This window comes from Nocardioides luteus, from assembly GCF_015752315.1.
Taxonomy (GTDB): Bacteria; Actinomycetota; Actinomycetes; order Propionibacteriales; family Nocardioidaceae; genus Nocardioides.
Genome location: NZ_JADOVJ010000001.1, coordinates 3,137,526 through 3,158,588, shown reverse-complemented (window position 1 = coordinate 3,158,588; position 21,063 = coordinate 3,137,526). Strand labels below are relative to the sequence as shown.

The 21,063-nt window shown below is 70.4% G+C and carries 21 protein-coding genes; 8 read left to right on the top strand and 13 right to left on the bottom strand.

What is annotated here, in order from left to right; genetic code table 11:
• Positions 1-52 precede the first annotated feature (52 nt).
• From HD557_RS15175 to HD557_RS15160, 4 genes are all read right to left on the bottom strand, one after another.
• Positions 53-1,000 carry an RNA polymerase sigma-70 factor gene (locus HD557_RS15175; protein ID WP_196874482.1) on the bottom strand — a complete coding sequence of 316 codons (948 nt, stop codon included), beginning with the start codon at positions 998-1,000 and terminating at the stop codon, positions 53-55.
• 78 nt (positions 1,001-1,078) lie between these two features.
• On the bottom strand, positions 1,079-1,936 hold the full coding sequence (locus tag HD557_RS15170) for a phosphatidylinositol-specific phospholipase C/glycerophosphodiester phosphodiesterase family protein (RefSeq protein WP_231380302.1): 858 nt from the start codon (positions 1,934-1,936) through the stop codon (positions 1,079-1,081).
• A 105-nt stretch (positions 1,937-2,041) separates the two neighbouring features.
• Positions 2,042-3,235 carry an NAD(P)/FAD-dependent oxidoreductase gene (locus HD557_RS15165; protein WP_231380301.1) on the bottom strand — a complete coding sequence of 398 codons (1,194 nt, stop codon included), beginning with the start codon at positions 3,233-3,235 and terminating at the stop codon, positions 2,042-2,044.
• 84 nt (positions 3,236-3,319) lie between these two features.
• Positions 3,320-3,889, bottom strand: coding sequence for a Uma2 family endonuclease (locus HD557_RS15160; RefSeq protein ID WP_196874479.1), 570 nt, complete (start codon positions 3,887-3,889; stop codon positions 3,320-3,322).
• Positions 3,890-3,990: 101 nt separating this feature from the next.
• On the opposite strand from HD557_RS15160, the gene HD557_RS15155 reads away from it, so the two are divergent.
• Complete coding sequence (locus HD557_RS15155) at positions 3,991-4,347, top strand: type II toxin-antitoxin system PemK/MazF family toxin (RefSeq protein WP_196874478.1); 357 nt, start codon at positions 3,991-3,993, stop codon at positions 4,345-4,347.
• Between the two features lie 4 nt (positions 4,348-4,351).
• On the opposite strand, the gene HD557_RS15150 is transcribed toward HD557_RS15155, so the two are convergent.
• Entirely contained in the window at positions 4,352-4,747 is a 396-nt protein-coding gene (locus tag HD557_RS15150; protein ID WP_196874477.1) for a hypothetical protein, read from the bottom strand.
• A gap of 106 nt (positions 4,748-4,853) precedes the next feature.
• Here HD557_RS15150 and HD557_RS15145 point away from each other — a divergent pair, with 106 nt between their 5' ends.
• The 4 genes from HD557_RS15145 to HD557_RS15130 are packed head-to-tail and all read left to right on the top strand — an operon-like array spanning position 4,854 to position 8,197.
• On the top strand, positions 4,854-6,053 hold the full coding sequence (locus tag HD557_RS15145; RefSeq protein ID WP_040756233.1) for a homogentisate 1,2-dioxygenase: 1,200 nt from the start codon (positions 4,854-4,856) through the stop codon (positions 6,051-6,053).
• The gene (fahA, locus tag HD557_RS15140) at positions 6,050-7,252 is read left to right on the top strand and encodes a fumarylacetoacetase (protein WP_196874476.1); all 1,203 of its coding nucleotides are present in this window, start codon (positions 6,050-6,052) and stop codon (positions 7,250-7,252) included. Before HD557_RS15145 ends, fahA begins: the two co-directional genes overlap by 4 nt.
• Positions 7,249-7,638 (top strand): acyl-CoA thioesterase, encoded by a 390-nt coding sequence (locus tag HD557_RS15135; protein ID WP_008361495.1) that lies wholly within the window; start codon positions 7,249-7,251, stop codon positions 7,636-7,638. Before fahA ends, HD557_RS15135 begins: the two co-directional genes overlap by 4 nt.
• Positions 7,639-7,687: 49 nt before the next feature.
• Positions 7,688-8,197, top strand: coding sequence for a pyridoxamine 5'-phosphate oxidase family protein (locus HD557_RS15130; protein WP_196874475.1), 510 nt, complete (start codon positions 7,688-7,690; stop codon positions 8,195-8,197).
• Between the two features lie 3 nt (positions 8,198-8,200).
• Here HD557_RS15130 and HD557_RS15125 read toward each other — a convergent pair whose 3' ends face one another.
• Genes HD557_RS15125 through HD557_RS15115 form a run of 3 tightly spaced genes read right to left on the bottom strand, consistent with a single transcriptional unit; the run spans position 8,201 to position 11,668 of the window.
• Entirely contained in the window at positions 8,201-9,739 is a 1,539-nt protein-coding gene (locus HD557_RS15125) for an acyl-CoA synthetase (RefSeq protein WP_196874474.1), read from the bottom strand.
• A gap of 10 nt (positions 9,740-9,749) precedes the next feature.
• Positions 9,750-10,883, bottom strand: coding sequence for a DUF5938 domain-containing protein (locus HD557_RS15120; protein WP_196874473.1), 1,134 nt, complete (start codon positions 10,881-10,883; stop codon positions 9,750-9,752).
• A gap of 2 nt (positions 10,884-10,885) precedes the next feature.
• The gene (locus HD557_RS15115) at positions 10,886-11,668 is read right to left on the bottom strand and encodes an SDR family NAD(P)-dependent oxidoreductase (RefSeq protein ID WP_196874472.1); all 783 of its coding nucleotides are present in this window, start codon (positions 11,666-11,668) and stop codon (positions 10,886-10,888) included.
• A 149-nt stretch (positions 11,669-11,817) separates the two neighbouring features.
• Here HD557_RS15115 and HD557_RS15110 point away from each other — a divergent pair, with 149 nt between their 5' ends.
• Both HD557_RS15110 and HD557_RS15105 read left to right on the top strand, forming a co-directional pair.
• Entirely contained in the window at positions 11,818-12,459 is a 642-nt protein-coding gene (locus tag HD557_RS15110; protein ID WP_196874471.1) for a TetR/AcrR family transcriptional regulator, read from the top strand.
• Entirely contained in the window at positions 12,456-12,731 is a 276-nt protein-coding gene (locus HD557_RS15105) for a hypothetical protein (protein ID WP_196874470.1), read from the top strand. Before HD557_RS15110 ends, HD557_RS15105 begins: the two co-directional genes overlap by 4 nt.
• On the opposite strand, the gene HD557_RS15100 is transcribed toward HD557_RS15105, so the two are convergent.
• A complete protein-coding gene (locus HD557_RS15100; protein WP_196874469.1) occupies positions 12,715-13,581 on the bottom strand; it encodes a hypothetical protein in 867 nt (288 codons plus the stop codon). The genes HD557_RS15105 and HD557_RS15100 overlap by 17 nt on opposite strands.
• 91 nt (positions 13,582-13,672) lie before the next feature.
• Here HD557_RS15100 and HD557_RS15095 point away from each other — a divergent pair, with 91 nt between their 5' ends.
• The gene (locus tag HD557_RS15095) at positions 13,673-14,212 is read left to right on the top strand and encodes a DoxX family protein (RefSeq protein ID WP_196874468.1); all 540 of its coding nucleotides are present in this window, start codon (positions 13,673-13,675) and stop codon (positions 14,210-14,212) included.
• On the opposite strand, the gene HD557_RS15090 is transcribed toward HD557_RS15095, so the two are convergent.
• From HD557_RS15090 to HD557_RS15075, 4 genes are all read right to left on the bottom strand, one after another.
• Positions 14,209-15,219: an IS481 family transposase gene (locus tag HD557_RS15090; protein ID WP_196873822.1), complete on the bottom strand. Its 1,011-nt coding sequence runs from the start codon at positions 15,217-15,219 to the stop codon at positions 14,209-14,211. The genes HD557_RS15095 and HD557_RS15090 overlap by 4 nt on opposite strands.
• 126 nt (positions 15,220-15,345) lie before the next feature.
• Positions 15,346-17,229 carry a Na+/H+ antiporter NhaA gene (gene nhaA / locus HD557_RS15085; RefSeq protein ID WP_307785628.1) on the bottom strand — a complete coding sequence of 628 codons (1,884 nt, stop codon included), beginning with the start codon at positions 17,227-17,229 and terminating at the stop codon, positions 15,346-15,348.
• A 9-nt stretch (positions 17,230-17,238) separates the two neighbouring features.
• Positions 17,239-18,648, bottom strand: a complete 1,410-nt coding sequence (locus HD557_RS15080) for a mechanosensitive ion channel family protein (RefSeq protein WP_196874467.1) — start codon at positions 18,646-18,648, stop codon at positions 17,239-17,241.
• A complete protein-coding gene (locus HD557_RS15075) occupies positions 18,645-20,900 on the bottom strand; it encodes an adenylate/guanylate cyclase domain-containing protein (protein WP_196874466.1) in 2,256 nt (751 codons plus the stop codon). Before HD557_RS15075 ends, HD557_RS15080 begins: the two co-directional genes overlap by 4 nt.
• Positions 20,901-21,063 lie beyond the last annotated feature (163 nt).

The window sequence follows — 21,063 nt, the reverse complement described above, 5'->3', positions numbered from 1 at the left end:
GTTGGTCTCGACACGCCTCCGCCTAGCGGCTCCGGCGGCTCGACCAGCGGCGTCACCGCTCGCGGCGGTGGCGGTTGCGGCGGCGTACGACGTCCTTCAGGTCCGCCACCGGGCCCAGGTGGCCGAGCTTCTCGGGGTTGGTGACCGAGCGGATCCGCTGGATCTGGCCGTCGAGGATGTCGAGGGTCCAGGTGCCGAGGATGGCGCCGTCGGCGTCGCGCAGGATGGCGCCCGGCTCGCCGTTGAGCTCGCGCTGCTCCAGGCGGGCACCGATGGCGAGCAGCGGCGGCACCGCCGCGATCAGGATGCGTGCCGCCTTCTCCGCACCGAACCGGCCACCGACGCCACCGGCGACGCCGCCGCCGTCGTTGACGGTCTCGACGTCGGCGGCCAGCAGTGCCTGGAGCTGGTCGAGGTCGCCGTCGCGCAGCGCCTCGAAGAACCGGTCGGAGAGCTCGGCCCGCTTGCGCCGGTCGGCCTCGAAGCGCGGCTTGCCCTCGTCCATGTGCCGGCGGGCACGCGAGGCGAGCTGGCGGCAGGCCGCCTCCGAGCGGTCGACCGCCGCCGCGATGTCGGCGAAGCCGAAGTGGAACACCTCCCGCAGCACGAAGACCGCCCGCTCGAGTGGGCTGAGCCGCTCGAGCAGCAGGAGCGCGGCCATCGACACCGAGTCGGCCAGCTCGGTCGCGCGCTCGGGGCTGGCGTAGATGTCCTCGCGCTCATCGAGGTGGGAGTCGGTCGGCAGCGGCTCGGGGAACCACGGGCCGACGTACGTCTCCCGCCGCACCCGTGCGGAGCGGAGCACGTCGAGGGAGATGCGGGTGACGACGGTCGACAGGTAGGCCTTGAGCGACTCGGGCTCGGTCGAGGCTCCTTCGAGCCGGATCCAGGTCTCCTGCACGGCGTCCTCGGCCTCGCTCACACTGCCGAGGATCCGGTAGGCGATCGAGAACAGCAGCGGGCGCAGCTCCTCGAACTCGATCTCGGTCTCAGGTGTCACGTTCGTCCTCCCTCGGGTCACATCTTCCACCCCTGGGACGAGACGGCGCGCGGGACTGTGACACGCGCCGGAAAGTTTCTACCCGTGGGCGGTCAGGAAGGCGTCCAGGTCCTCGAGGTCGTCGGTGTTGATGTGGTCGACGCCGGCCGCGAGCAGCTCGGTCCACACGGCCTCACGTGCCGGGCCGTCGGCGTCCGGCGTCGCCCAGAAGCGCACGCGGTAGCCCTGGGAGTGGGCGTGGTCGACGATCTCGTGGAGCTTGCGGCGCTCGATCTCCGGCATCGGGCCGATGCCCTGCCAGACGAACACCTTCGTCCAGTTGTCGCTGACCAGCGGCATCAGCGACGCGGGCATCCCGGAGTGGAGATCGCTCATCCGGCCGTCGTAGAAGGTGAGCCGCCGGGTCGCGCTCCGCATCGTCTCCAGCGGCCGGTCGCCGCTGATCACGGCCTCGACGGGGCCGTCCTTGACGGTGCCGTTCTCGTAGCGGGTGAAGAGCTCCTCGTAGCCGGCGAGCTCCTTCTCGATCGCCGCGTACGTCGCCTCACCGGTGTTCTTGATGTCGATCAGGAGCTGGAAGGTGCCGTCGTATCCCGGGTAGACGTCGCGTCCCCTGCCGCTGACGAGCTGCTTGAGCGGGGCGAGGTAGAGGCCCTCCAGGGTCCGCGCCGGGTCGAGGTCCTCCGCGTCGTGCGCCACCAGGAGCGCGCCGTCGACCAGCCACACGTCGGCCTCGACGCTCGTGAAGCCGTGCTCCAGCGCGTCGAGCAGCGGGCGCTCGTGCTCGTAGTCGTTGTGCGCGTGCGCCTGCGGGTGCGGCGTACCGAGCTCGGCGGTGGTGCGCGCGGAGTCGGTCGCGCTCGCCGGGGCGGCTGCGGGGGAGAGGAAGGCCGCCGCGGCGAGGGCCGCGGCCAGGGAGCGGACGAAGGTACGCATCGAGATCTCCATCGGTGGGGGTGGCCCTCAATCTGGCCGGGCCGCGTGATCCCGTGACGACCGCCGTCCGTCTCCTGCCTGAACTCCTCTCGAACCGCCGGCCGCTCAGGCCCGACGGCTCGGCTCGTCCACGAGCGACGCGGGCGTGGCCGCAGTCGCCCGGACCCGCTCGGCGCGCGACCGGTCCTTGAGGCCGAAGGCCGATCCGGGGTGGCGCGCCTCCATCCCGAGGGCCCAGACCGTGCTGCGGCAGACCAGCTCCTTGATCTTCGCCGCCGGTACCCCACGGACGCGTCCGGCGACCGCGGAGTCGTCGCGCCGGGCGAGGTTCACCAGTCCCAGGCCGCGGCCGATGCTGATGCACTGGCCCACGAACCCGATGCTCACCGGCTCCGGGGTCTTCCCGGTCAGCCGGGCGAGCACCGTCTCCCCGGCCAGCGGCCCGAGCTGGTTGGCGGCCTGGCAGCTCATCCGGTACGCCAGGCCCGAGGGCGCCGCGGCGTCGCCGGTCGCGACGATCCGGTCGTCGTCGACGCTGGTGAGGGTCTCGTCGGTGATCAGCCGGCCGAGCTCGTCGGTGGCGAGCCCGCTCGCGCGGGCCAGGTCGGGTGCGGCGAAGCCGGCTGTCCAGATGGTCACCGAGCTGGGCAGCTCGCGGCCGTTGTCGAGGCGTACCCGACCGTCCAGCACCTCGGCCACCCGAGCGCCCTCGACGATGCCGACGCCCAGGCGCCGCAGGTCGCGCTCGGCCACCGCGCGGCCCTTCTCGTGCAACCACGGACCGAGCCTGTCGCCGCAGACCAGCGCCACGTTCCGGCCCGCCTCGGCGAGCTCGGAGGAGACCTCGATGCCGGTCGGTCCGCCGCCGACGACGACCACCGGGGCGTCGGCCGGCGCCCCGTCCAGCGCCGCCTTCAGCCGGGTCGCCTCCTCGTAGGTCGAGATCCCGTAGGCGTGCTCAGCCGCACACGCGACCCGGGTCGTGCCGGCGCTGCCGACGGCGTAGACCAGGTAGTCGTACGTCATCTGCTGCCCGCTCCCGAGCACGACGGTGCGCGCACCCGCGTCGATGGACGCCACCGTGTCGGTGACCAGCCGCACGCGTGGGCTCAGCACGTCCGCATAGGCGACCACGGCCTCCGAGGACCCGGTGGCCAGCTGGTGCAGCCGGATCCGCTCGACGAACTGGTCGCGCGGGTTGACCAGGGTGATCGCGACGTCCTCGTGCTTGGTGATCCGGTTGGCGGCCATCACGCCGGCGTACCCGCCGCCGACGACGATCACGTGGGGCTTGGGCATGGGTTCCTCCTGCTTGTCGAGGTTCATACCCCTAGGACACCGGCGGTGTGCCGGCTGTGACAGCGCAGCCTCGTGGAGGAGGAGTCAGCGGAGCAGATCGGTGAGGTCGATCTTGACCGGGAACGGGACCGCGACGTCGAGCCGGTCGCGGAAGATGCCGGTCGCGACGTAGGCGTTGGTGAGCTCGTCGCGCTCGTAGACGTGGATGGCGGGCGCGCCGTCCTCGTTCTCGATGCGCCAGCAGTGGGAGATCCCCGCCTCGGCGTACTTCTGCGGTTTCACCGCCCGGTCGCGATGCTCGGACTCCGGCGAGACCACCTCGACCACGAGCACCACGGAGTCTGCGTCGTAGAACGAGGCCTGGTCGGAGATCCGGGCCGTGCTCACCAGCACGTCCGGCTCCGGGCGGTTGCGCCGGTCCAGCACCACCGTCAGCTCCCGGTCCACCTCGAACCCGTCGGGTGCCTGCGCCGTCAGCGCGTTGGTCAGGGCCGTGACGAGCCGACTGTGCCAGCGGCGCTGCGGTGACATGTTGAAGACCAGGGCTCCGTCGATGAGTTCGGTATGACGCGGCGCCTCGACGAGCATGTCGAGGTCTTCGGAGAACCAACCCTCCTCACGGGGAGGATGCATCCAGTCGGGCAACGCGGTCATGCTTCGAGGATAGCGCCTGTTTTGGGCTGAATTTCCGCAAGCGACGGTACTTTCGTGGGGTCGTGCGGGCATCGGCCTGCCGTCCTGAGTCAGGAGAAGACGTGCAACGTGGCGAAGTCTGGTGGGTGGAGTTCGACGAGCGCCGGCCCGTCGTTCTGCTGTCGGGAGAGGACCCGTCCGGGATCCAGGTGATGCAGGTGGTGGCTCCGGCAGGCGTCGACATCACCGGTCTGGGCGTCGAGGTGGCACTGGGCGCCGAGGAGGGGGTGCCCTTCGAAGGCGTGCTTCGGTTCGCGCTCCCGCGCCCCGGCGGCTTCACCCCGTGCACCTGGCTGACCACCCTGTCCCGGGACGACCTGATCGAGCGGGCCGGCGCCCTGTCCTCCGCGAAGCTCAGCGAGGTCGATGACGCCCTCCGTCTGGCCGACCCCGAGAACGCAGACTGCAACACGCGGTAAGGGCTCAACCGAAGTCGATGAGCCGGCCGTCCACATGCATGACACACCCTCGCCCGATCCACGCGACAGCCCGCTCCTTGAACCCGACGGCGATGTAGGAGTAGCTGGGCGGAACCCAGACGAGCTCGTAGTCGACGTCGCCGAGAGCCGCCTCGGTGGCCCTGACGGCCTCGTCGGAGGGATCGAGGGTGCGTACGGCCTGCTCGACGGAGTCGAAGTATCTACGGCCGTCCTCGGCGAGCTCCTTGGCGCACCAGACGCAGGTGCCCAAGGAGTCGATCTGCTCCGGAGTGGCGACGATCGGGGCATCGAGGCCGAGGAGCTGAGGGCACGCCCGGACGTGCAGGAGACGACCCGTCGCGTGCGCCACGAAAAGGGTCTCGGGGGTCTCGGAGGGCATCCAAGGAGCCTAGGGGAGCGGGGCTATGCCCCGGGAGGTACCCGGACGAATTCAGGACGTTCGGCCCCCGTGATCGGTGTGGTGCATGTCACGTACGATCCGGGGTATGGCGCATTACCAACAGCGCGGGCACATCCCGCCCAAGCGGCACACCCAACACCGCGACGGAGAAGGGAATCTCTACTACGAAGAGCTCATGGGCGAGGAAGGGTTCTCCTCGGACTCCTCCCTGCTCTACCACCGCCACATCCCCTCGGCGGTGAAGGACGTACGCATCTGGGAGCTGCCCGACCACGGCACCACCCCCAACCACCCCCTGCGCCCGATGCACCTCGGGCTGCACGATCTCTTCCCCGGTGAGGACTGGAAACGTCACGACGCGGTGACCGGCCGCCGGCTGGTGCTCGGCAACGGCGACGTACGCCTGCACTACGCGGTGGCGGGAGAGACCTCGCCGCTCTACCGCAACGCGATCGGCGACGAGTGTGTCTACGTCGAGTCCGGCAGCGGTGTCGTCGAGACGGTCTTCGGCGATCTGGAGGTCGGTGAGGGCGACTACGTGGTGATCCCGCGTGCCACCACCCACCGCTGGGTGCCGAGCGGAGACGCTCCGCTGCGGGTCTACGCGATCGAGGCCAACTCCCACATCGCCCCGCCGAAGCGCTACCTCTCGCGGTTCGGCCAGTTCCTCGAGCACGCTCCCTACTGCGAGCGCGACCTCCGGCTCCCGACCGACCCGCAGACGGTGGACGCGACCGAGGCGGAGGTCTACATCAAGCACCGCGGCCCGGGCGCAGGCGGCATCGCCGGCTCGGTCCACGTCACCCCGCACCACCCGTTCGACGTCGTCGGCTGGGACGGCTGCCTCTACCCCTACGTCTTCAACATCGCCGACTACATGCCGATCACCGGCAAGGTGCACCAGCCGCCGCCCGCGCACCAGGTCTTCGAGGGCAACAACTTCGTGATCTGCAACTTCGTGCCGCGCAAGGTGGACTACCACGAGCTCGCGGTGCCGGTGCCCTACTACCACTCCAACGTCGACTCCGACGAGGTCATGTTCTACGTCGGCGGCGACTACGAGGCCCGCAAGGGCTCCGGGATCGGCATCGGCTCGATCACCCTCCACCCCGGCGGCCACGCCCACGGCCCCCAGCCGGGCGCGATGGAGCGCAGCCTGGGCGCGGAGTTCTTCGACGAGCTCGCGGTCATGGTCGACACCTTCCGGCCGCTCGAGGTCGGCGAGGCCGGCGCCGCGGTCGACGACGGCAAGTACGCCTGGACCTGGGCGGGGGGCCGCCAGTGACGTCGTGGCTGGACATCGGTGACAGTCTGTTCGGCCTCGAGGCGCTTCCGTACGCCACCTTCCGCACCGCCGCAGATCCGACCCCGCGACTCGGGGTGCGGATCGGTGACCTCGTGCTCGACGTCGCGGCGTCGGCCGAGGGTCTCGCCGACGTGTGCGCGGGCGGGCTCGACGGCCTGCTCGCGGCCGGCCCGGAGGCATGGGCGCGGGTGCGTGCGGAGGTGACCCGGCTGCTCAGCGACCCCGGGAGCGAGGCCGTGGTGCGCCCGCACCTGGTGCCGATCGAGGAGGCCGACCTGCTGCTGCCGTTCACGGTCGCCGACTACGTCGACTTCTACGCCTCCGAGCACCACGCGTCCAACGTCGGGAAGATGTTCCGCCCCGACTCCGAGCCGCTGACCCCCAACTGGAAGCACCTGCCGATCGGCTACCACGGCCGCTCCGGCACCGTGGTCGTCTCCGGCACCGACGTCGTCCGGCCGACCGGGCTGCGCAAGACCCCCGACGGGATCGTCGACGGCCCCTCGATCCGGCTCGACATCGAGGCCGAGCTGGGGTTCGTGGTGGGCGTGGGCTCCGACCGGGGCACCCCGGTCCCGCTCCGCGAGGCCGCCGGCCACATCTTCGGGATCACGCTCCTCAACGACTGGTCGGCGCGCGACATCCAGGCCTGGGAGTACGTCCCGCTGGGCCCGTTCCTCGGCAAGTCGTTCGCGACCTCGATCTCGCCGTGGGTGCTCCCGCTGGCAGCACTCGAGGCGGCCCGGGTGAGCCCGCCGGCACGGGACGTTCCGCTGACCGGCTACCTGGACGACTCGACGCTGGACCCCTGGGGCCTCGACCTCGCCCTCGAGGTGCGGCTCAACGGGACGCTGGTGGCCGAGCCGCCCTACGCCGCGATGTACTGGACCGCCCCGCAGATGCTCGCGCACATGACCGCCAACGGCGCCTCGCTGCGCGTCGGCGACCTGTTCGCCAGCGGCACGATCAGCGGGCCCGAGCCGGGCCAGCGCGGCTCGTTCCTCGAGCTCAGCTGGTCGGGGGCCGAGCCGTTCAAGCTCGACGACGGGTCGGTGCGTACGTTCCTGGAGGACGGCGACGAGGTCACCATCACCGCCACCGCGCCGGCGGCCGGCGGCGGCCGGATCGCCCTCGGCGAGGTCACCGGCCGGATCCTGCCCGCGAAGGACCGCCGGTGACGACGGTCTACGAGTTCACGCCCCGCTACTTCGAGGTCGACATGCAGGGGGTGATGTTCAACAGCTGGTACCTCGGCTACGTCGACGAGGCGATGAACCATTTCATCGACGCCCGCGGGGTGCCCTACTCCCGCTGGAAGGAGCTGGGGGTCGACGCCCACCTCGCCCACGCCGACCTCGACTGGAAGGTCGGGATCGGCTTCGGCGACCGAGTCCAGGTGCCGGTGCGGACCACCCGGATCGGCACCAAGAGCTTCACGCTCGAGTTCGAGTTCCGCCGGGGCGAGGAGGTGGCCTGCGCCGTGTCGGTCGTCTACGTGATCGTCGCGACCGACGGCTCGGGCACCACCGCCATCCCGCCCGAGATCGTCACCGCGATCAGCTAGCGCAAGAACGGTCAAGCGGTCCCAGGGCGCTCGGTGTGAGACTCCTCGTGTGCACGAGACAGATGAAGAGATCGCCGACCTGCAACGCCTCCTGGACGCCTCGATCGGCCGCGCGAGCGGCCACCTGACCGGCATCGTCACCGACAAGCAGCGCCTGAACGCCCGTCAGCTCGTCACCGAGCTGACGGGCATGAAGGTGCTGGTGCTGGCCACCGTCACCGCTCGCGGCGAACCGCGGACGAGCTGCGTCGACGGCCACTTCGTCCACGGGCGCTGGCTGTTCGGTACCTCGCCCACCGCGGTCAAGGCCAAGCACATGCTCGCCCGGCCGGCGGTCAGCGCCACCCACGTCGACGGCGAGCGCATCGGCGTCTTCACCCATGGACAGGCGCACGTGGTCTCCGAGGGACCCGAGTTCGAGGCCCACAACACCTACTTCACCGAGTACTACGGCTCCGACCCGCAGACCTGGGAGGGACCCGGCGTCGTCTACGCCACCATCGAGCCGACCTGGATGGTGGCGTACGCCGCGGATCCTGGCGCGTTCCCGGAGGCCTGAGATTCACGGCCGAGTCAGGCTCTTCTTGATCTCGGTCTTGAGGACCTTGCCGACCTTCGAGCGGGGCAGGTCCGGCCAGACCTCGATCTGCTTGGGGGTCTTGACCGCGCCGATGCGCTCCTTGACGTACGCCTTCAGCTCGGCGACGTCGACCTCGGCACCGGGCCGGGGGAGAACGACGGCGGTGACGCGCTCGCCCCACTTCTCGTCGGGCAGCCCGACCACCGCACAGTCGGCGATCGCGGGATGCGTCATCAGCGCCTGCTCGACCTCGGTGGAGTAGACGTTGAAACCACCGGTGATCACCATGTCCTTGGCGCGGTCGACGATGTGCAGGAAGCCGTGCTCGTCGAGGAACCCGATGTCGCCGGTGTGGTGCCAGCCGTGGGCGCTCGCCTCGGCGGTGGCGTCGGGGTTGTCGAGGTAGCCGCGCATGACCAGGGAGCTGCGTACGACGATCTCGCCCCGCTCCCCGGAGCCGAGCAGCGTGCCGCGCTCGTCCATGATCGAGACGGTCACCAGCGGCGCCGGACGACCGGCCGAGGAGAGGCGCTCGGTGGCGACCGTCCCGTCGGCGTGGAAGTGGTCCGCGGGCGACATGGTCGCGATCATCATCGGCGCCTCGGTCTGCCCGAACAGCTGCGCCATCACCGGACCGATCCGGGTCAGCGCCTCCTCCAGGCGCGTCGCCGACATCGGCGCCGCGCCGTACCAGAAGCAGCGCAGCGACCTCAGATCGGTCGAGGCCAGCGCTGGATGGTCCAGCACCAGGTAGATCAGCGTCGGTGGCAGGAACGTGTGGGTGACGTGGTGACGCTCGATGTGCTCGAGGAACGCGCCCACGTCCGGCGTACGCATCACCACGATCGTCCCGCCCAGGCACAGCACCGGGAAGCAGAGCACCCCGGCGGCGTGGGTGAGCGGTGCGAGCGCGAGGTAGGTCGGACGGGTCGGTGCGGCCGGCCACGGATAGGCCATCAGCGTGATCGCCGTCATCGTCTCCAGGTTGGTGCCGGTGAGCATCACGCCCTTGGGCCGCCCCGTGGTCCCGCCGGTGCCGACGACCATGGCCAGGTCGTCCTCGACCTCGACGGGCTCGAACCCGTCGGGGGAGCCGAGGAAGTCGTCCCAGCCGATCGCCCAGTCGTGGGTCGCGTCGAGGCAGACCAGGGTGGTCAGCTCGGGGAGGTCGCCACGGATCTGGTCGACGAGGCCGGCGAAGGCCGACTGGAAGATCAGGACCGAGCAGCCGAACAGGTCGAGGAGCTCCCGGTTCTCCGCCGCCTCGCTGCGCGGGTTGATCGGGCACCAGACGCCCCCGGCGCGGCTGATCCCGAAGACGGAGGCGAAGGCGACCGGGTCGTTGGCCGAGAGGATGGCGACCTTCGCCCCGGGCGCGACGCCGCGGGCCTGCAGGCCCGCGGCGACGCGTACCGAGAGATCGACGACCTCGGCGTACGTCCAGGTGTCCTCGCCGCAGACGAGACAGGGCGCGTCGCCTCCCAGCGAGGCACCCTTGTCCAGGTAGTCGACGAGCCGCATCGACGCCCCTTCAGCCGCGCTGCCGGGTCACGACCGGCTCCGAGACCAGCCCGAAGGCCTGCAGCTGGCCGAGGAGCTCGCGGTGGCCGAACGCCTGGCAGCCGGAGGCGAACCCGACCCGTCGAGGCGGCTGCTGCAGCAGCGAGTAGGCGACGTACGCCTGCAGCAGCCCGGTCTGCTTGTAGTTCTGGTTGCCGTGGATGACGCAGTGCGCGCGGCCGAGCGGGCCGGAGGCGTGCACCGAGTCGAGCGACTTGTTGAGCCGCGGGTTCTCGCGCGGCGGCATCTGGTTCATGACCTGGGCCGCCGTGGCGGTCAGCGCCTCGTCGCGCTGCTCGGGGTCCATGTCCTTGGTCGCCTCCAGCGCGCCCGCGACGATCTGCGGCACCCCGTTCATCAGGGCGGCGTTGAAGACCCCGCCCTGCGCCTTGCAGTTGGCCACCTTCGGGTCGCGCCGGTACCAGACCGGGTGGGAGGTGCCGCCCCACGGCAGCGAGAGCGCGAGCTCGTGCTGGCCCGGCACCACGAGCGGGACCAGGCCTGCGGTCGGGTCGAACTCGACGTACGCGTTCTGCTCCAGGTAGTGCGCCTTCGAGGTGGCCGCGTTGACCAGAATCGTGCGGGTCGAGGCGATCGTGGGGGAGCCGCCCCAGAAGACCGCGATGTCGAGGGTGTCGAGGCCGGGCTGCTCGAGGCAGATCTCGGCGGCGATCTCGCCGGTGGTGTACATCTGCGCGATGCCCGGCGCGAGCAGCAGCCCCTTCTCCGCGTAGTCGGCGCCGTACTTCTCGTCGCAGGTGATCAGCCAGTCCTGCTCGCCGGTGGTGTCGGTGTAGTGGACACCGGCGGCCAGGGCGGCCTCGACGACCTCGGGGCCGTACTGGGAGAACGGGCCGACGGTGTTGAGGACGACGCGCGCGCCGGTGAGCAGCTCGGTGAGCGCCTCGACGGTGTGCTCGACCTCGGCGATCTCGTAGTCGGCGGTCTCGATGCCGGGGACGTGGGAGGTCATCGAGTCGACCAGCTTGTCCTTCGAGCGGCCGGCGGCCACGAACGGCACGCCGAGCTCGCGCAGGTATTCACAGACCAGCCGGCCGGTGTAGCCGGAGGCGCCGTAGACGACGACGGGCTTGTTGTCACTCATGGTCACATCCCCATTCCACCGTCGACCGGCAGGCCGACTCCGTTGATGAACCTCGCCTGGTCGGAGGCGAGGAAGACGACCGCGTCGGCCATGTCCTCGACCGTGCCGAGCCGGCCCGACGGGGTCAGCTCGACGACGCCGCCCACGGCGGCTTCCGGAGACTCGAACAGACCCAGCTGCGCCACGTCGTTGGCCAGTCCGGCGCCCATCTCGGTGGGGACGAGGCCGGGGTAGATGCAGTTGACGCGTACGCCGTAGCCGAGCTTTCCGCTCTCCATCGCGGCCACCCGGGTCAGCCGGTCGACGGCGCTCTTGGTGGCCGAGTAGACCGAGATGCCGGGGAAGGCGATGGTGGCGGCGACCGAGGCGACGTTGACGATCACGCCGCCGTTGCCGGCAGCGCCGTCGGGCCGCATCGTCCGAAGGCCGTGCTTGAGGCCGAGGGCCGTGCCGAGCACGTTGACCTCGAGCATCTTCTTGATGTCGGCGGGGTCGAGCTCGGTGACGAGGCTGGTGATCTCCACGCCGGCGTTGTTGACCAGGATGTCGAGCCCGCCGAGGCCGTCGACGGCTGCGGCGACGCCCGCCTCCCAGGAGGCGTCGTCGGTGACGTCGAGGCGCACGAAGGTGCCGCCGATGGACTCGGCCACCTTCGCGCCCTGGTCGTCCTTCACGTCTGCGACGGCGACCTTGGCGCCGGCGGCGGCCAGCGTGCGGGCCATCCCCTCGCCCAGGCCTTGGGCTCCGCCGGTGACGAGTGCTGTGCGTCCGCTCAGATCGGTCATCTGTGACTCCTTCGTCGCTGTGATGCGCTGTGATCGGGATCACAGGCAATCGCGAATCTTGACGAGTGTCAAGAGTTTTCTTGACGATTGACCAGAAAATGGTTCAGGTGGCACCGGGAGACGTGCGAGAGGGGGTATCGTTGCGGCCCATGACCCAGGTCGCCGCTCCGAAGGCGTCGCGCCGCACGCCCGCCGACAAGCACGACGAACGCCGCAAGGCGCTCGCCGAGTCCGCGCTGCGTACGTTGGGGGAGCTGGGCTACGCGCGGGCCAGCCTGCGCGAGATCGCCAACAACTCCGAGTTCAGCCACGGCGTCGTGCACTACTACTTCAACGACAAGCTCGAGCTGATCGTCTACTGCGTGCGCTACTACAAGGAGACCTGCGTCCACCGCTACGACGGCGTGGTGGCCGAGGCGACCTCGCCCGACGACCTCGCCGAGCGGTTCGGCGACAAGCTCGTCGAGACGATCGTCGAGGAGGCCGCGATGCACCGGCTCTGGTACGACCTGCGCTCGCAGTCGATGTTCGAGGAGAGCCTGCGCGAGGCGGTCACCCAGATCGACCAGAGCCTGGAGGACATGATCGCGCGGATCGTGGACCGCTACGCCTCGCTCGCCGGCTCCGAGCCCGCGATCGCCGCGCCGGTGGCCTACGGGATGTTCGACGGCATCTTCCAGCAGGCACTGCTGGGCTACCTCAACGGTCGCGACGGCGCCCTGGCGGACCTGCGGGCCCAGGTGATCGGGCTGATGCCGATGCTGCTCACCCAACCAGGAGCGATGCGATGACACCGATGATCGGCATGCCGGTCGGAGCCGAATGGTTGGTCTTGATCGGTGGTGTCGTCCTGCCGCTGATCGGTCTCGCGATCACCGTGTGGTGGCTGCTGATGCTGATCCAGGCCCTCCGAACGCCCGACAGCGTCTGGTCGGCGGCCGGCCAGAGCAAGATCCTCTACGTCCTGCTGATGATCTTCCTCGGCTGGCTGGGGGCGCTCCTCTACGTCGCCATCGCCCGCCCCGCGCTCCGCGCGCAGCCGAGCCTCACACCACCATCGTGACCACGGCCGCCGCCGCGAGGATCGTCGCGGCGACGCGTACCCTCCCGATCGGCTCGCGCAGGATCAGGGCCGCCGAGAGCGCGACCCAGATCAGGCTCGAGCTGCGCACGGCGGCGACCAGCGAGACCGGGGCGTGCAGCGTGGCGTAGAGGCTGAGGACGTAGGAGGTGGGGACCAGGACGGCGAGCACGGCCACGGTCCGCGCGTGGATCCGGAGCTGGCGCAGCCCCTCGGCGTACCTGCCCCGCACGACCACGCTCCACAGCACCACCTGGACCACCGTGCCGACGGCGTAGTAGGCGATCGGGTCGAGGCCACGCTCGACGACCACCCAGCCGTCGTAGGTCGTGTAGCCGGCGATCGAGGCGGCGATGCACGCCGACCACAGCAGCGGCTTGGCCTGGAGCGAGCCCTTGGTGCGGACCGTCTCGAAGAGCAGTGCCCCGACCGCCGCCGCCATCAGGAGTACGCCGCCCCACTGCGCCCAGCTCAGCCACTGCCCGAGCACCACCATGCCGGTGATCGCCACGACCACCGGCGCGAGACCGCGGGAGAGCGGGTAGATCTGACTGACGTCGAAGTCCTGGTAGGCCACCTGGACCAGGCCCATGGTCAGCGCGTGCATCGCGGTGCTGCCGAGCGAGAGCAGCAGGAGCTCCCAGGTCACCGTGATGCCGTGGCCGCGCACGATCATCACCACCGCGGTGACCGTGACCACCAGGCAGCTCTCCACGATCGCGACCGCCCACAGCGCCGGCCGTCCCGCCGGAGCGATGGTCTTCGACGCCGTGTTCCAGGCGGCGTGGGCGACCGCCGAGCCCAGCGCGAGGGTGACTCCGAGCAGCAGCATTCGGGAGAGCCTACGGCGTCCCTCCGTGCATCGTGCCCGGCCTCCTCCTAGGCTGGGCCGACCACTCCCCATAACAGCGAGGAACCTTGTGATGGACCCCGTCGATCTGGCCCTGATGCTGCTCCGTCTGGCGGTGGGCGGCACGATGATCGCCCACGGCGTCAACCACTGGCGCGGTGGCGGCAAGATCGCCGGCACCGCCGGCTGGTTCGAGAGTCTGGGCCTGCGCCACGGCACGCTTCAGGCGTGGGCCAGCGTGGTGACCGAGATCGGCGCCGGCGTGCTGCTGATCCTGGGGCTGGTCACGCCCCTGGCCGCGGCCGGCGTGGTCGGGGTGATGCTGGTCGCCGCCCTGCTCGCGCACCGTCCCAACGGGTTCTTCGTCTTCAAGGAGGGCTGGGAGTACGTCATGATCCTGGCCGTCGTCGCGGTCGTGCTCGGTGTCACCGGGCCCGGGACGATCTCGCTCGACTCCGCCCTCGGCATCGTCTACGACGGCTGGGTCGGAGGCGCGGTGGCGCTCGGTGCCGGTGTGCTCGGCACCGCCCTCCTCCTCGCCGCCACCTACCGGCCGGGACGCCCCGACGAGCCGGCTGAGCCGGCTGAGCCTGCTGAGGACACCCAGGCCTAGCTGTGATGTCCAGCCAGGTTGTTCAACCTGGTGATGGGGGCTGCCTTCCCGATCGCTGAATGGGGCCGGTGGTGGTTGTACTCGTGGACCCATCCTGGCAGGGCGGCGAGTCGGGCTGATTCGGAGGTGTAGAACTTCTTGAATGCCCAGCCCTCTGCCAGGGTGCGGTGGAAACGTTCGATCTTCCCGTTCGTCTGTGGTCGATAGGGCCGGGTCTTCTTGGGTGTGATGCCTAGATCTGCGCAGGTCTCGCGCCACAGGTGTGACTTGTAGCAGCTGCCGTTGTCGCTGAGCACACGCTTGACGAGGACACCACGCTCAGCGAACCAGGCAACCGCGTTCTTGAGGACCTCGGTCGCGGTTTGGCTGGTCTCGTCGTCGCGGGCCTCGACGTAGGCGAGGCGGGAGTGGTCGTCGATGACGGTGTGTAGGTAGCAGGTCCCGATCAGTGGCTGATAGTGCTTGTTCTTGGGCCCACCGGTGCGTTTGGCGGTCGCGGAGCGGTTCTTGTCCCCGCGCTGCTTGCCGAGGTAGCGCCAGCCACCGCCGTCGGGGATCTTGCCGAGCTTCTTGACGTCGACGTGGATCAGGTCGCCGGGGTGGTCATGTTCGTAGCGACGGATCGGCTCGCCTGTGGCTCGGTCGATGTGAGTGAGCCGGTTGATCCGAGCACGCACCAAGACCGCGTGCACGGTCGAGGATGCCATGTTGAGCCGCTGGGCGATTTCGACCGGCCCAAGGCGCTGCTTCCAGCGCAGGTGCACGATCTTGCGCACGACCGGGGCCGGGGTCCGGTTCGGTTGACGGTGCGGAGCCGAGGACCGATCGAGCATGCCGGCCGGTCCTTCGTTGCGGTAGCGCTCAGCCCACTTCTTCGCCGTACGCCACGAGACGTCATAACGCTCCGCCGCGCGGGCCGGTGGCCAGCCGTGTTCAACGATGAGACGCGCGAGCCTGAGCCGGGCGCGAGGGGTCAGGGCAGCGTTGGCATGGGTAGCGTGGGACACGAAGGCCTCTCCTGGTGGCGGAACTGGTTCCTAGACAGCTCCACTCCACACCGGGGAGGCCTTCGTCCATCTACCAGTCAGACCGTGTCGTCGCAGGATCTCGACCAACGTGCCTGGGCATCACACCTAGCGGCGCGAGCGCATCCCCAGCCGAGCGGTCTCCCCGGTGGCTGCGCGCTCGAGCTCGGCGATGAGCGTGCGCGCGTCGTAGCGGCCCTCGTGGCGGTGCGACCCGACGAAGAACGTCGGGGTGCCGCGGGCGCCGCTGTCGTGGGCCGAGGCCATGTCCTCACGGACGTGGTCGGCCAGCGCCGGGTCCTCCAGGTCGCGGAGGAACTGCTCCACGTCGAGCCCGAGGACACCGGCATAACCGGCCAGGTCCTTGTGCTCGAGCTCGTTCTGATGGTCGAAGAGGTGCTTGTGCATCTCCCAGAACCGGCCCTGCCGCGCGGCGGCCTCCGCGGCGACCGCGGCCAGCTCGGCGTGCGGGTGCTGGGGGAGGGGGAGGTGGCGTACGACGTAGCGGATCCGCGACCCGAAGTAGTTGCGGACCTCGTTGGCGGTGCCGGTGGCGCGGGCGCAGAACGGGCACTCGTAGTCGAGGTACTCGAGCAGGGTGACCTCGGCGTCCACGTCGCCGTAGATGTGGTCGCGCGCCGGATCGACCGGGGTCGCGAGCACCTTCGGCAGGGCCGCGTCGCGCTGGCCGAGGAAGCGCGCGGAGAGCTGGAAGATCAGCCACCCGAGGGCGGAGGCGATCACCACGGAGAGGAGCACGCCGACGATCGCGTCGCGCTGCAGCGTCTCGGAGTCGAAGGCGAGCGTGGTGATCAGCAGCGCGACGGTGAAGCCGATACCCGACAGCGCCGCGCCGCCGAGGACGTGACCGCCGCCGACGCCCTGGGGCAGCCGCCCGAGCCGCAGTCGCGTGGCCACGAGCGCGCCGCCACCGATGCCGAGGGTCTTGCCGAGGACCAGGCCGGCGACGACACCCCAGGTCACGGGCGACCTCAGCGCCTCCCCGAGGACGCCGTCGCGCAGGTCGACGCCCGCGTTGGCGAGGGCGAAGACCGGCACGATGAGATAGCTCGTCGGCACGTGCAGCGTCTCCTGGAGCCGCTCGTTGACCGAGATCGTGCGGGTCAGCTCGTCGCGGGTCTCGCGCTGCAGCGTCGGCAGCGGCGACTGCCGGAACGCCCGGAACCGCGAGGTAGCGACCTCCATCTGGGCCCGGGTCGGCTCCGCGGCCGGCACCAGCAGCCCGGCCAGCATCCCGGCGATGGAGGCGTGCAGGCCGGCTCCGAGGGTGGCCACCCAGGCGATCAGCACGAGCAGTACGTAGGGCCCGGCGCGCCACACCTTCACCCGGTCGAGCACGAAGATCCCGACCAGGGCCAGCCCGGCCACGACCAGCGGGCCGACCGAGAGGTGCTCGGTGTAGGCGACCCCGATGACGCTCACCGCGACGATGTCGTCGATGACGGTGAGGGTGAGCAGGAAGATGCGCAGCTGCGTCGAGACCGCCGGCCCGACCAGCGCGAGCATCCCGAGCAGGAACGCGGTGTCGGTGCCGATCACGATGCCCCACCCGCGAGCCGCCTCGCCGGAGGGGTTGAGCAGCAGGTAGATCAGCGCGGGCAGGGCCAGCCCGCCCGCCCCGGCGATCAGCGGCACCACCATGCGGCGGCGGTCGGTGAGCTCGCCGACGGCGAGCTCGCGGCGTACCTCCAGGCCGACGACGAAGAAGAAGACCACCATCAGGCCGTCGTTGACCCAGTGGTGCAGGTCCATCGAGAGCCCGACGTCGCCGAACCGCACCGAGACGACCGTCTCCCACAGGTGCTCGTAGCCGTGCGACCACGGCGAATTGGCCCAGGCCAGCGCGAGCAGCGAGGCGATCACCAACAGCGTGGCGCTCGTCGACTCCAGATGCATGAAGTGCCGCAGCGTGGTGCCGAGCTGTCCGGTCAGATCGTCGTCACGCCGGCACTTGGTCTGCTGTTTCCCCACGGGAAGATCCTAGTGCTGGCCCTCCAGGGCGTCGGCGCGCCGTGTCTCAGCGACCTCGCTGAGCCGTCGGGCGACACCGGCCTTGGCGACGACGAGCTGGTCGATGACCGCGAGCGGCAGCTCCAGGACATCGGTCAGCGTCACCGCCGTCGCGGTCAGTGTGCCGCTCTCGCGCAGGAGCGCGTCCGCGGTGACGACCTGGCCACGGTCGAGGCGTGCCACGACGACGGCACCACCCGACCCACCCGCGGAGCCGGCCGGCGCGGTCACCTCGACCACGCCGCTGGCGACGAAGCCGTACGCCGTCGGCACCCGCCCCGGGCGGACGATGTGCTCGCCGGCACCGAACGTGCTCAGACGGCACTGCGGCGCCAGCGCCTCGATCTCCTCCTCGGTGAGCTCGAGGGTGGTCGCGACGGACCGGAGTGCCGCCTCCACGTCGGCCGTCGAGCGCGGCTCGGCGGCGACGCCGTCGAGGGTGAGGCCGGCTCGGCGGGCCGAGTACCAGAGCCGGGTGCGCAGGGTCGAGCTCGCCACGCCGGCGTCGGAGGCGGTGGCCAGCGGAAGGGTCACGTCGTAGGCACCGCCACCGGTGGTGCGCACCGTCGCGGCGGCCCCCGGCCGCAGGAACGGCAGGGCCGCTGCGGTCGTGGTCACGGTCTCCACGACCTCATGAGGCGGGTCGGCCGGCCCGAACCCCAGGCTGAGCATGTGGTCGTGGGCGCGGGTCGGACGGCTGTCGTTGGTGAACGAGGCCGCGGCGAGCGAGGAGTTGGGGATGATCTGGACCCCGCTGCCGGTGTCGAGGTGGGTCGAGCGCCAGTTCATCTCCACGACCCGGCCGCTGACGCCGCCGACGTCGAGGGTGTCGCCGAGCCGGAAGGGCTGCTCGAAGAGCAGCAGCAGCCCGGAGACCACGCTGCCGATGGCGTTCTGCAGCGCCAGGCCGATGACGATCGACCCGACGCCGAGCGTCGCCCACAGCCCGCCGACGTCGAAGCCCCACACCATCGAGGCGACGAACGCGGCCCCGGCGACGACCAGGATGAGCCGGGCCAGGTCGATGAAGATCCCGGGCAGCCGCTCGCGCCAGCTACCGCGCACGGCGTTGCCGAAGAGCAGCGCGTTGAGCGCACCCAGGGCGATGCTCACCGCCAGCACGCCGACGACGGTCGCCACGATGCGTACGCCGTTGTTGTCGGCCGAGAGGTTGCCGACCTGGGTGAGGAGCACCAGCAGCGCGGCGCCGGGCAGCAGCCACAGCCGCAACCGGTTGACCGGTGTGGCCAGGCTGCTGCCCCGGCGCACTAGGTGCAGGTGGACCTCGGAGAGGACCAGCAGCACGATCGGGAGCCCGACGATGAGCGCCATCGCCCATCCGAACCAGGGCGTGCCGCCGATGTCGATGATGTGCGTCACGACAGCACCACCCGCCACACCGGGCTGTCCTCGATGGTGCCGACCTGCTCGAAGTCGTACGCCGCCGCGAGCTGCTCCTTGACCTCGTCGGTCACGTAGATCCCGGCCTCGCCGGCGACGGTGCGGACCCGGTAGGCCAGGTCGACCGCATCGCCCCACAGGTTGTAGACCATGTCGCCCTGGCCGACCAGGCCGCCGCGTACGTCACCGGTGTGGACGCCGGCGCGCAGGACCAGCCGGGCGCCGTTGGTGACGTTGAACCGCTCGACCATCCGAGCCACGTCGACGGCGAAGTCCGCGACCCGGCGGACGTGGTCGACGCGCTGGACGATGAGGCCGCTGCTGCCGATGTAGCCGGTGCCGACGCTGCGGACCTTCTCGATCCCGGCGCGGTGGGCGGCCGCGTCGAAGCCCGCGGAGAGCTCCTTGAGCATGGCGAGGGACTCCTCGGCGGGCCGCTTGCCGGCGAACGAGTCGAAGCCGTCGATCTCGGTGTAGACGACCGAGGCGTTCTGGTGCTCGGCAGAGATCGTCGTCTCGCCGCCCTGGTAGCGGTCGGCGATCGCCTCCGGCATCAGCGAGCGCAGGATGCGGGAGTTCTCGGCCTGCTGCGCGTCGACCAGCTCCTGTTTCGCCGCCAGGCTCGAGCTCAGGTCGTTGAACGCCGTCGCCAGGTCGCCGAACTCGTCGCGCGACCCGGCGTCGACCTGAGCACCCAGGTCACCGCCGGCCACCGAGCGGACCCCCTTCATCAGCCGCCCCACCGGCCGGGTGAAGACCCGCGCCAGCAGGATGGAGATGGCGCAGACGAGCAGGATCACCGCCGCCGTCGCCAGGAGTACGCTGCGGGCGAACCCCTGCACGGGCGCGAGCGCCTCCTCGGTCTCGATGGTCGCGACCAGCGACCAGTCCAGCCCTTCCACATCGAGTGGCTCGTACGCCGCCAGCACCTCGTGACCGGCGTAGTCGGTCATCTCGCCGACACCGGTGTCGCCCTGCTTGGCCACCTCGGAGACGTCTGGTCCCGCGGAGAGGAGGCCGACCGCGAGCTTCATCCGGAGCATCTTGTCGACGGTCTCCTCGCTCGTGCCGTTGTCGCGCATCTGCTCGGCGAAGGTCTTCGGATCGGCGAGCAGCTCGCGGGAGTTGGTGCGCAGCAGGCCGTCGGTGCCGACGATGTAGGACTCGCCCGTCTCGCCGAGGCCGGTCACCTTCTCGGCGGTGCCGGAGCCCGTGGTGAGCGACGTGATCGCGTTCGAGGAGATCTCGTAGACCAGCACGCCGGTGGCGTCGCCGCCGGTGCCGATCGGGGAGGCGACGAACATCCGCGGCCGGCCGAACGCCGGCTGATAGCTCTCGTAGTCGGAGATCGCGACGTAGTCGCGGTTGTTGGACCGCAACGCCTCCCGCCACAGCGACTCCAGCGCACCGTCGCGCAGCTCGCCGGTGTCGACGTCGCTGCCGAGGTCGGAGCCCTTGTCGGCGGTGTAGACGATGCGTCCCTCGGTGTCGATCATCATCACGTCGTCGAGACCGAGGGAGTCGCGTACGGCCCGCCAGTAGGGGTTCCACTTCTTGTTGGCGGCTGTCCAGGCCGAGCCGTCGCCGGCGTCGTCGACGTCGGAGACCGGACGCGAGGTGTCGGTCTCGGTGGTCGCCTTGACGGTGTAGCGCGCCTGCAGGTAGGTCCGCGCCGGGGAGGTCGGGATGAACGCCTCGGCATTGATCTCGCCGCCGACGTTCTCCTGCAGGTGCGGTCCGTAGTAGTCGTTGTAGTAACGGGTCAGTGCCGCCGTGTCGGCGGGGTCGACCGTGCCGCGCGCGAGCTCGTCGTACGCCGCGCTGAAGTCGGCCATCGACTCCGGCCCGACGCCCTGGCTGTCGAGGATGACGCCACCGGAGACGTTGTTGATCATCGCCGAGACTCGGGAGGCGCGCTCGTCGAGCACGTCCTGGAGGCGGCTGCGGGTGGAGTCCTCGAGTGCCTGCGTACCGCTGCGGTAGCCGAAGTAGCCCACGACGATCGAGGAGAGCACGCTGGTCAGCACCAGCATCAGCAGCAGCTTCGACTGGATGCTCCCGAAGCCTCCGCGGCTGCCGCGCCGCCGGGTCGCCAGCGGTTCGTCCGGGCCGCCGGTCCCGTCGTCCCCGCCGAGCGCGGGCTCGGTCCGGCCGGCTGCGGCCGGCGCCTGTGTCTGTGTCGGTCTCGCGTGGCCGCCCACCCGCTGGACGGCTGCGTCGCTCTGGCCCATGTGCTCTTCCCCCTTGGCGATGCGCACCCGTGGCGGGGGATCCCGAGACGAGTGCTCCAGGCACCGTGAGATTTCACTTGTCGGTCGTGGCGGAGATGGTGCAGCGGGCGGACACGATCCGCCGTGCCGCCCGTGCGAGCGTACCCATGAACGGAGCCAACGC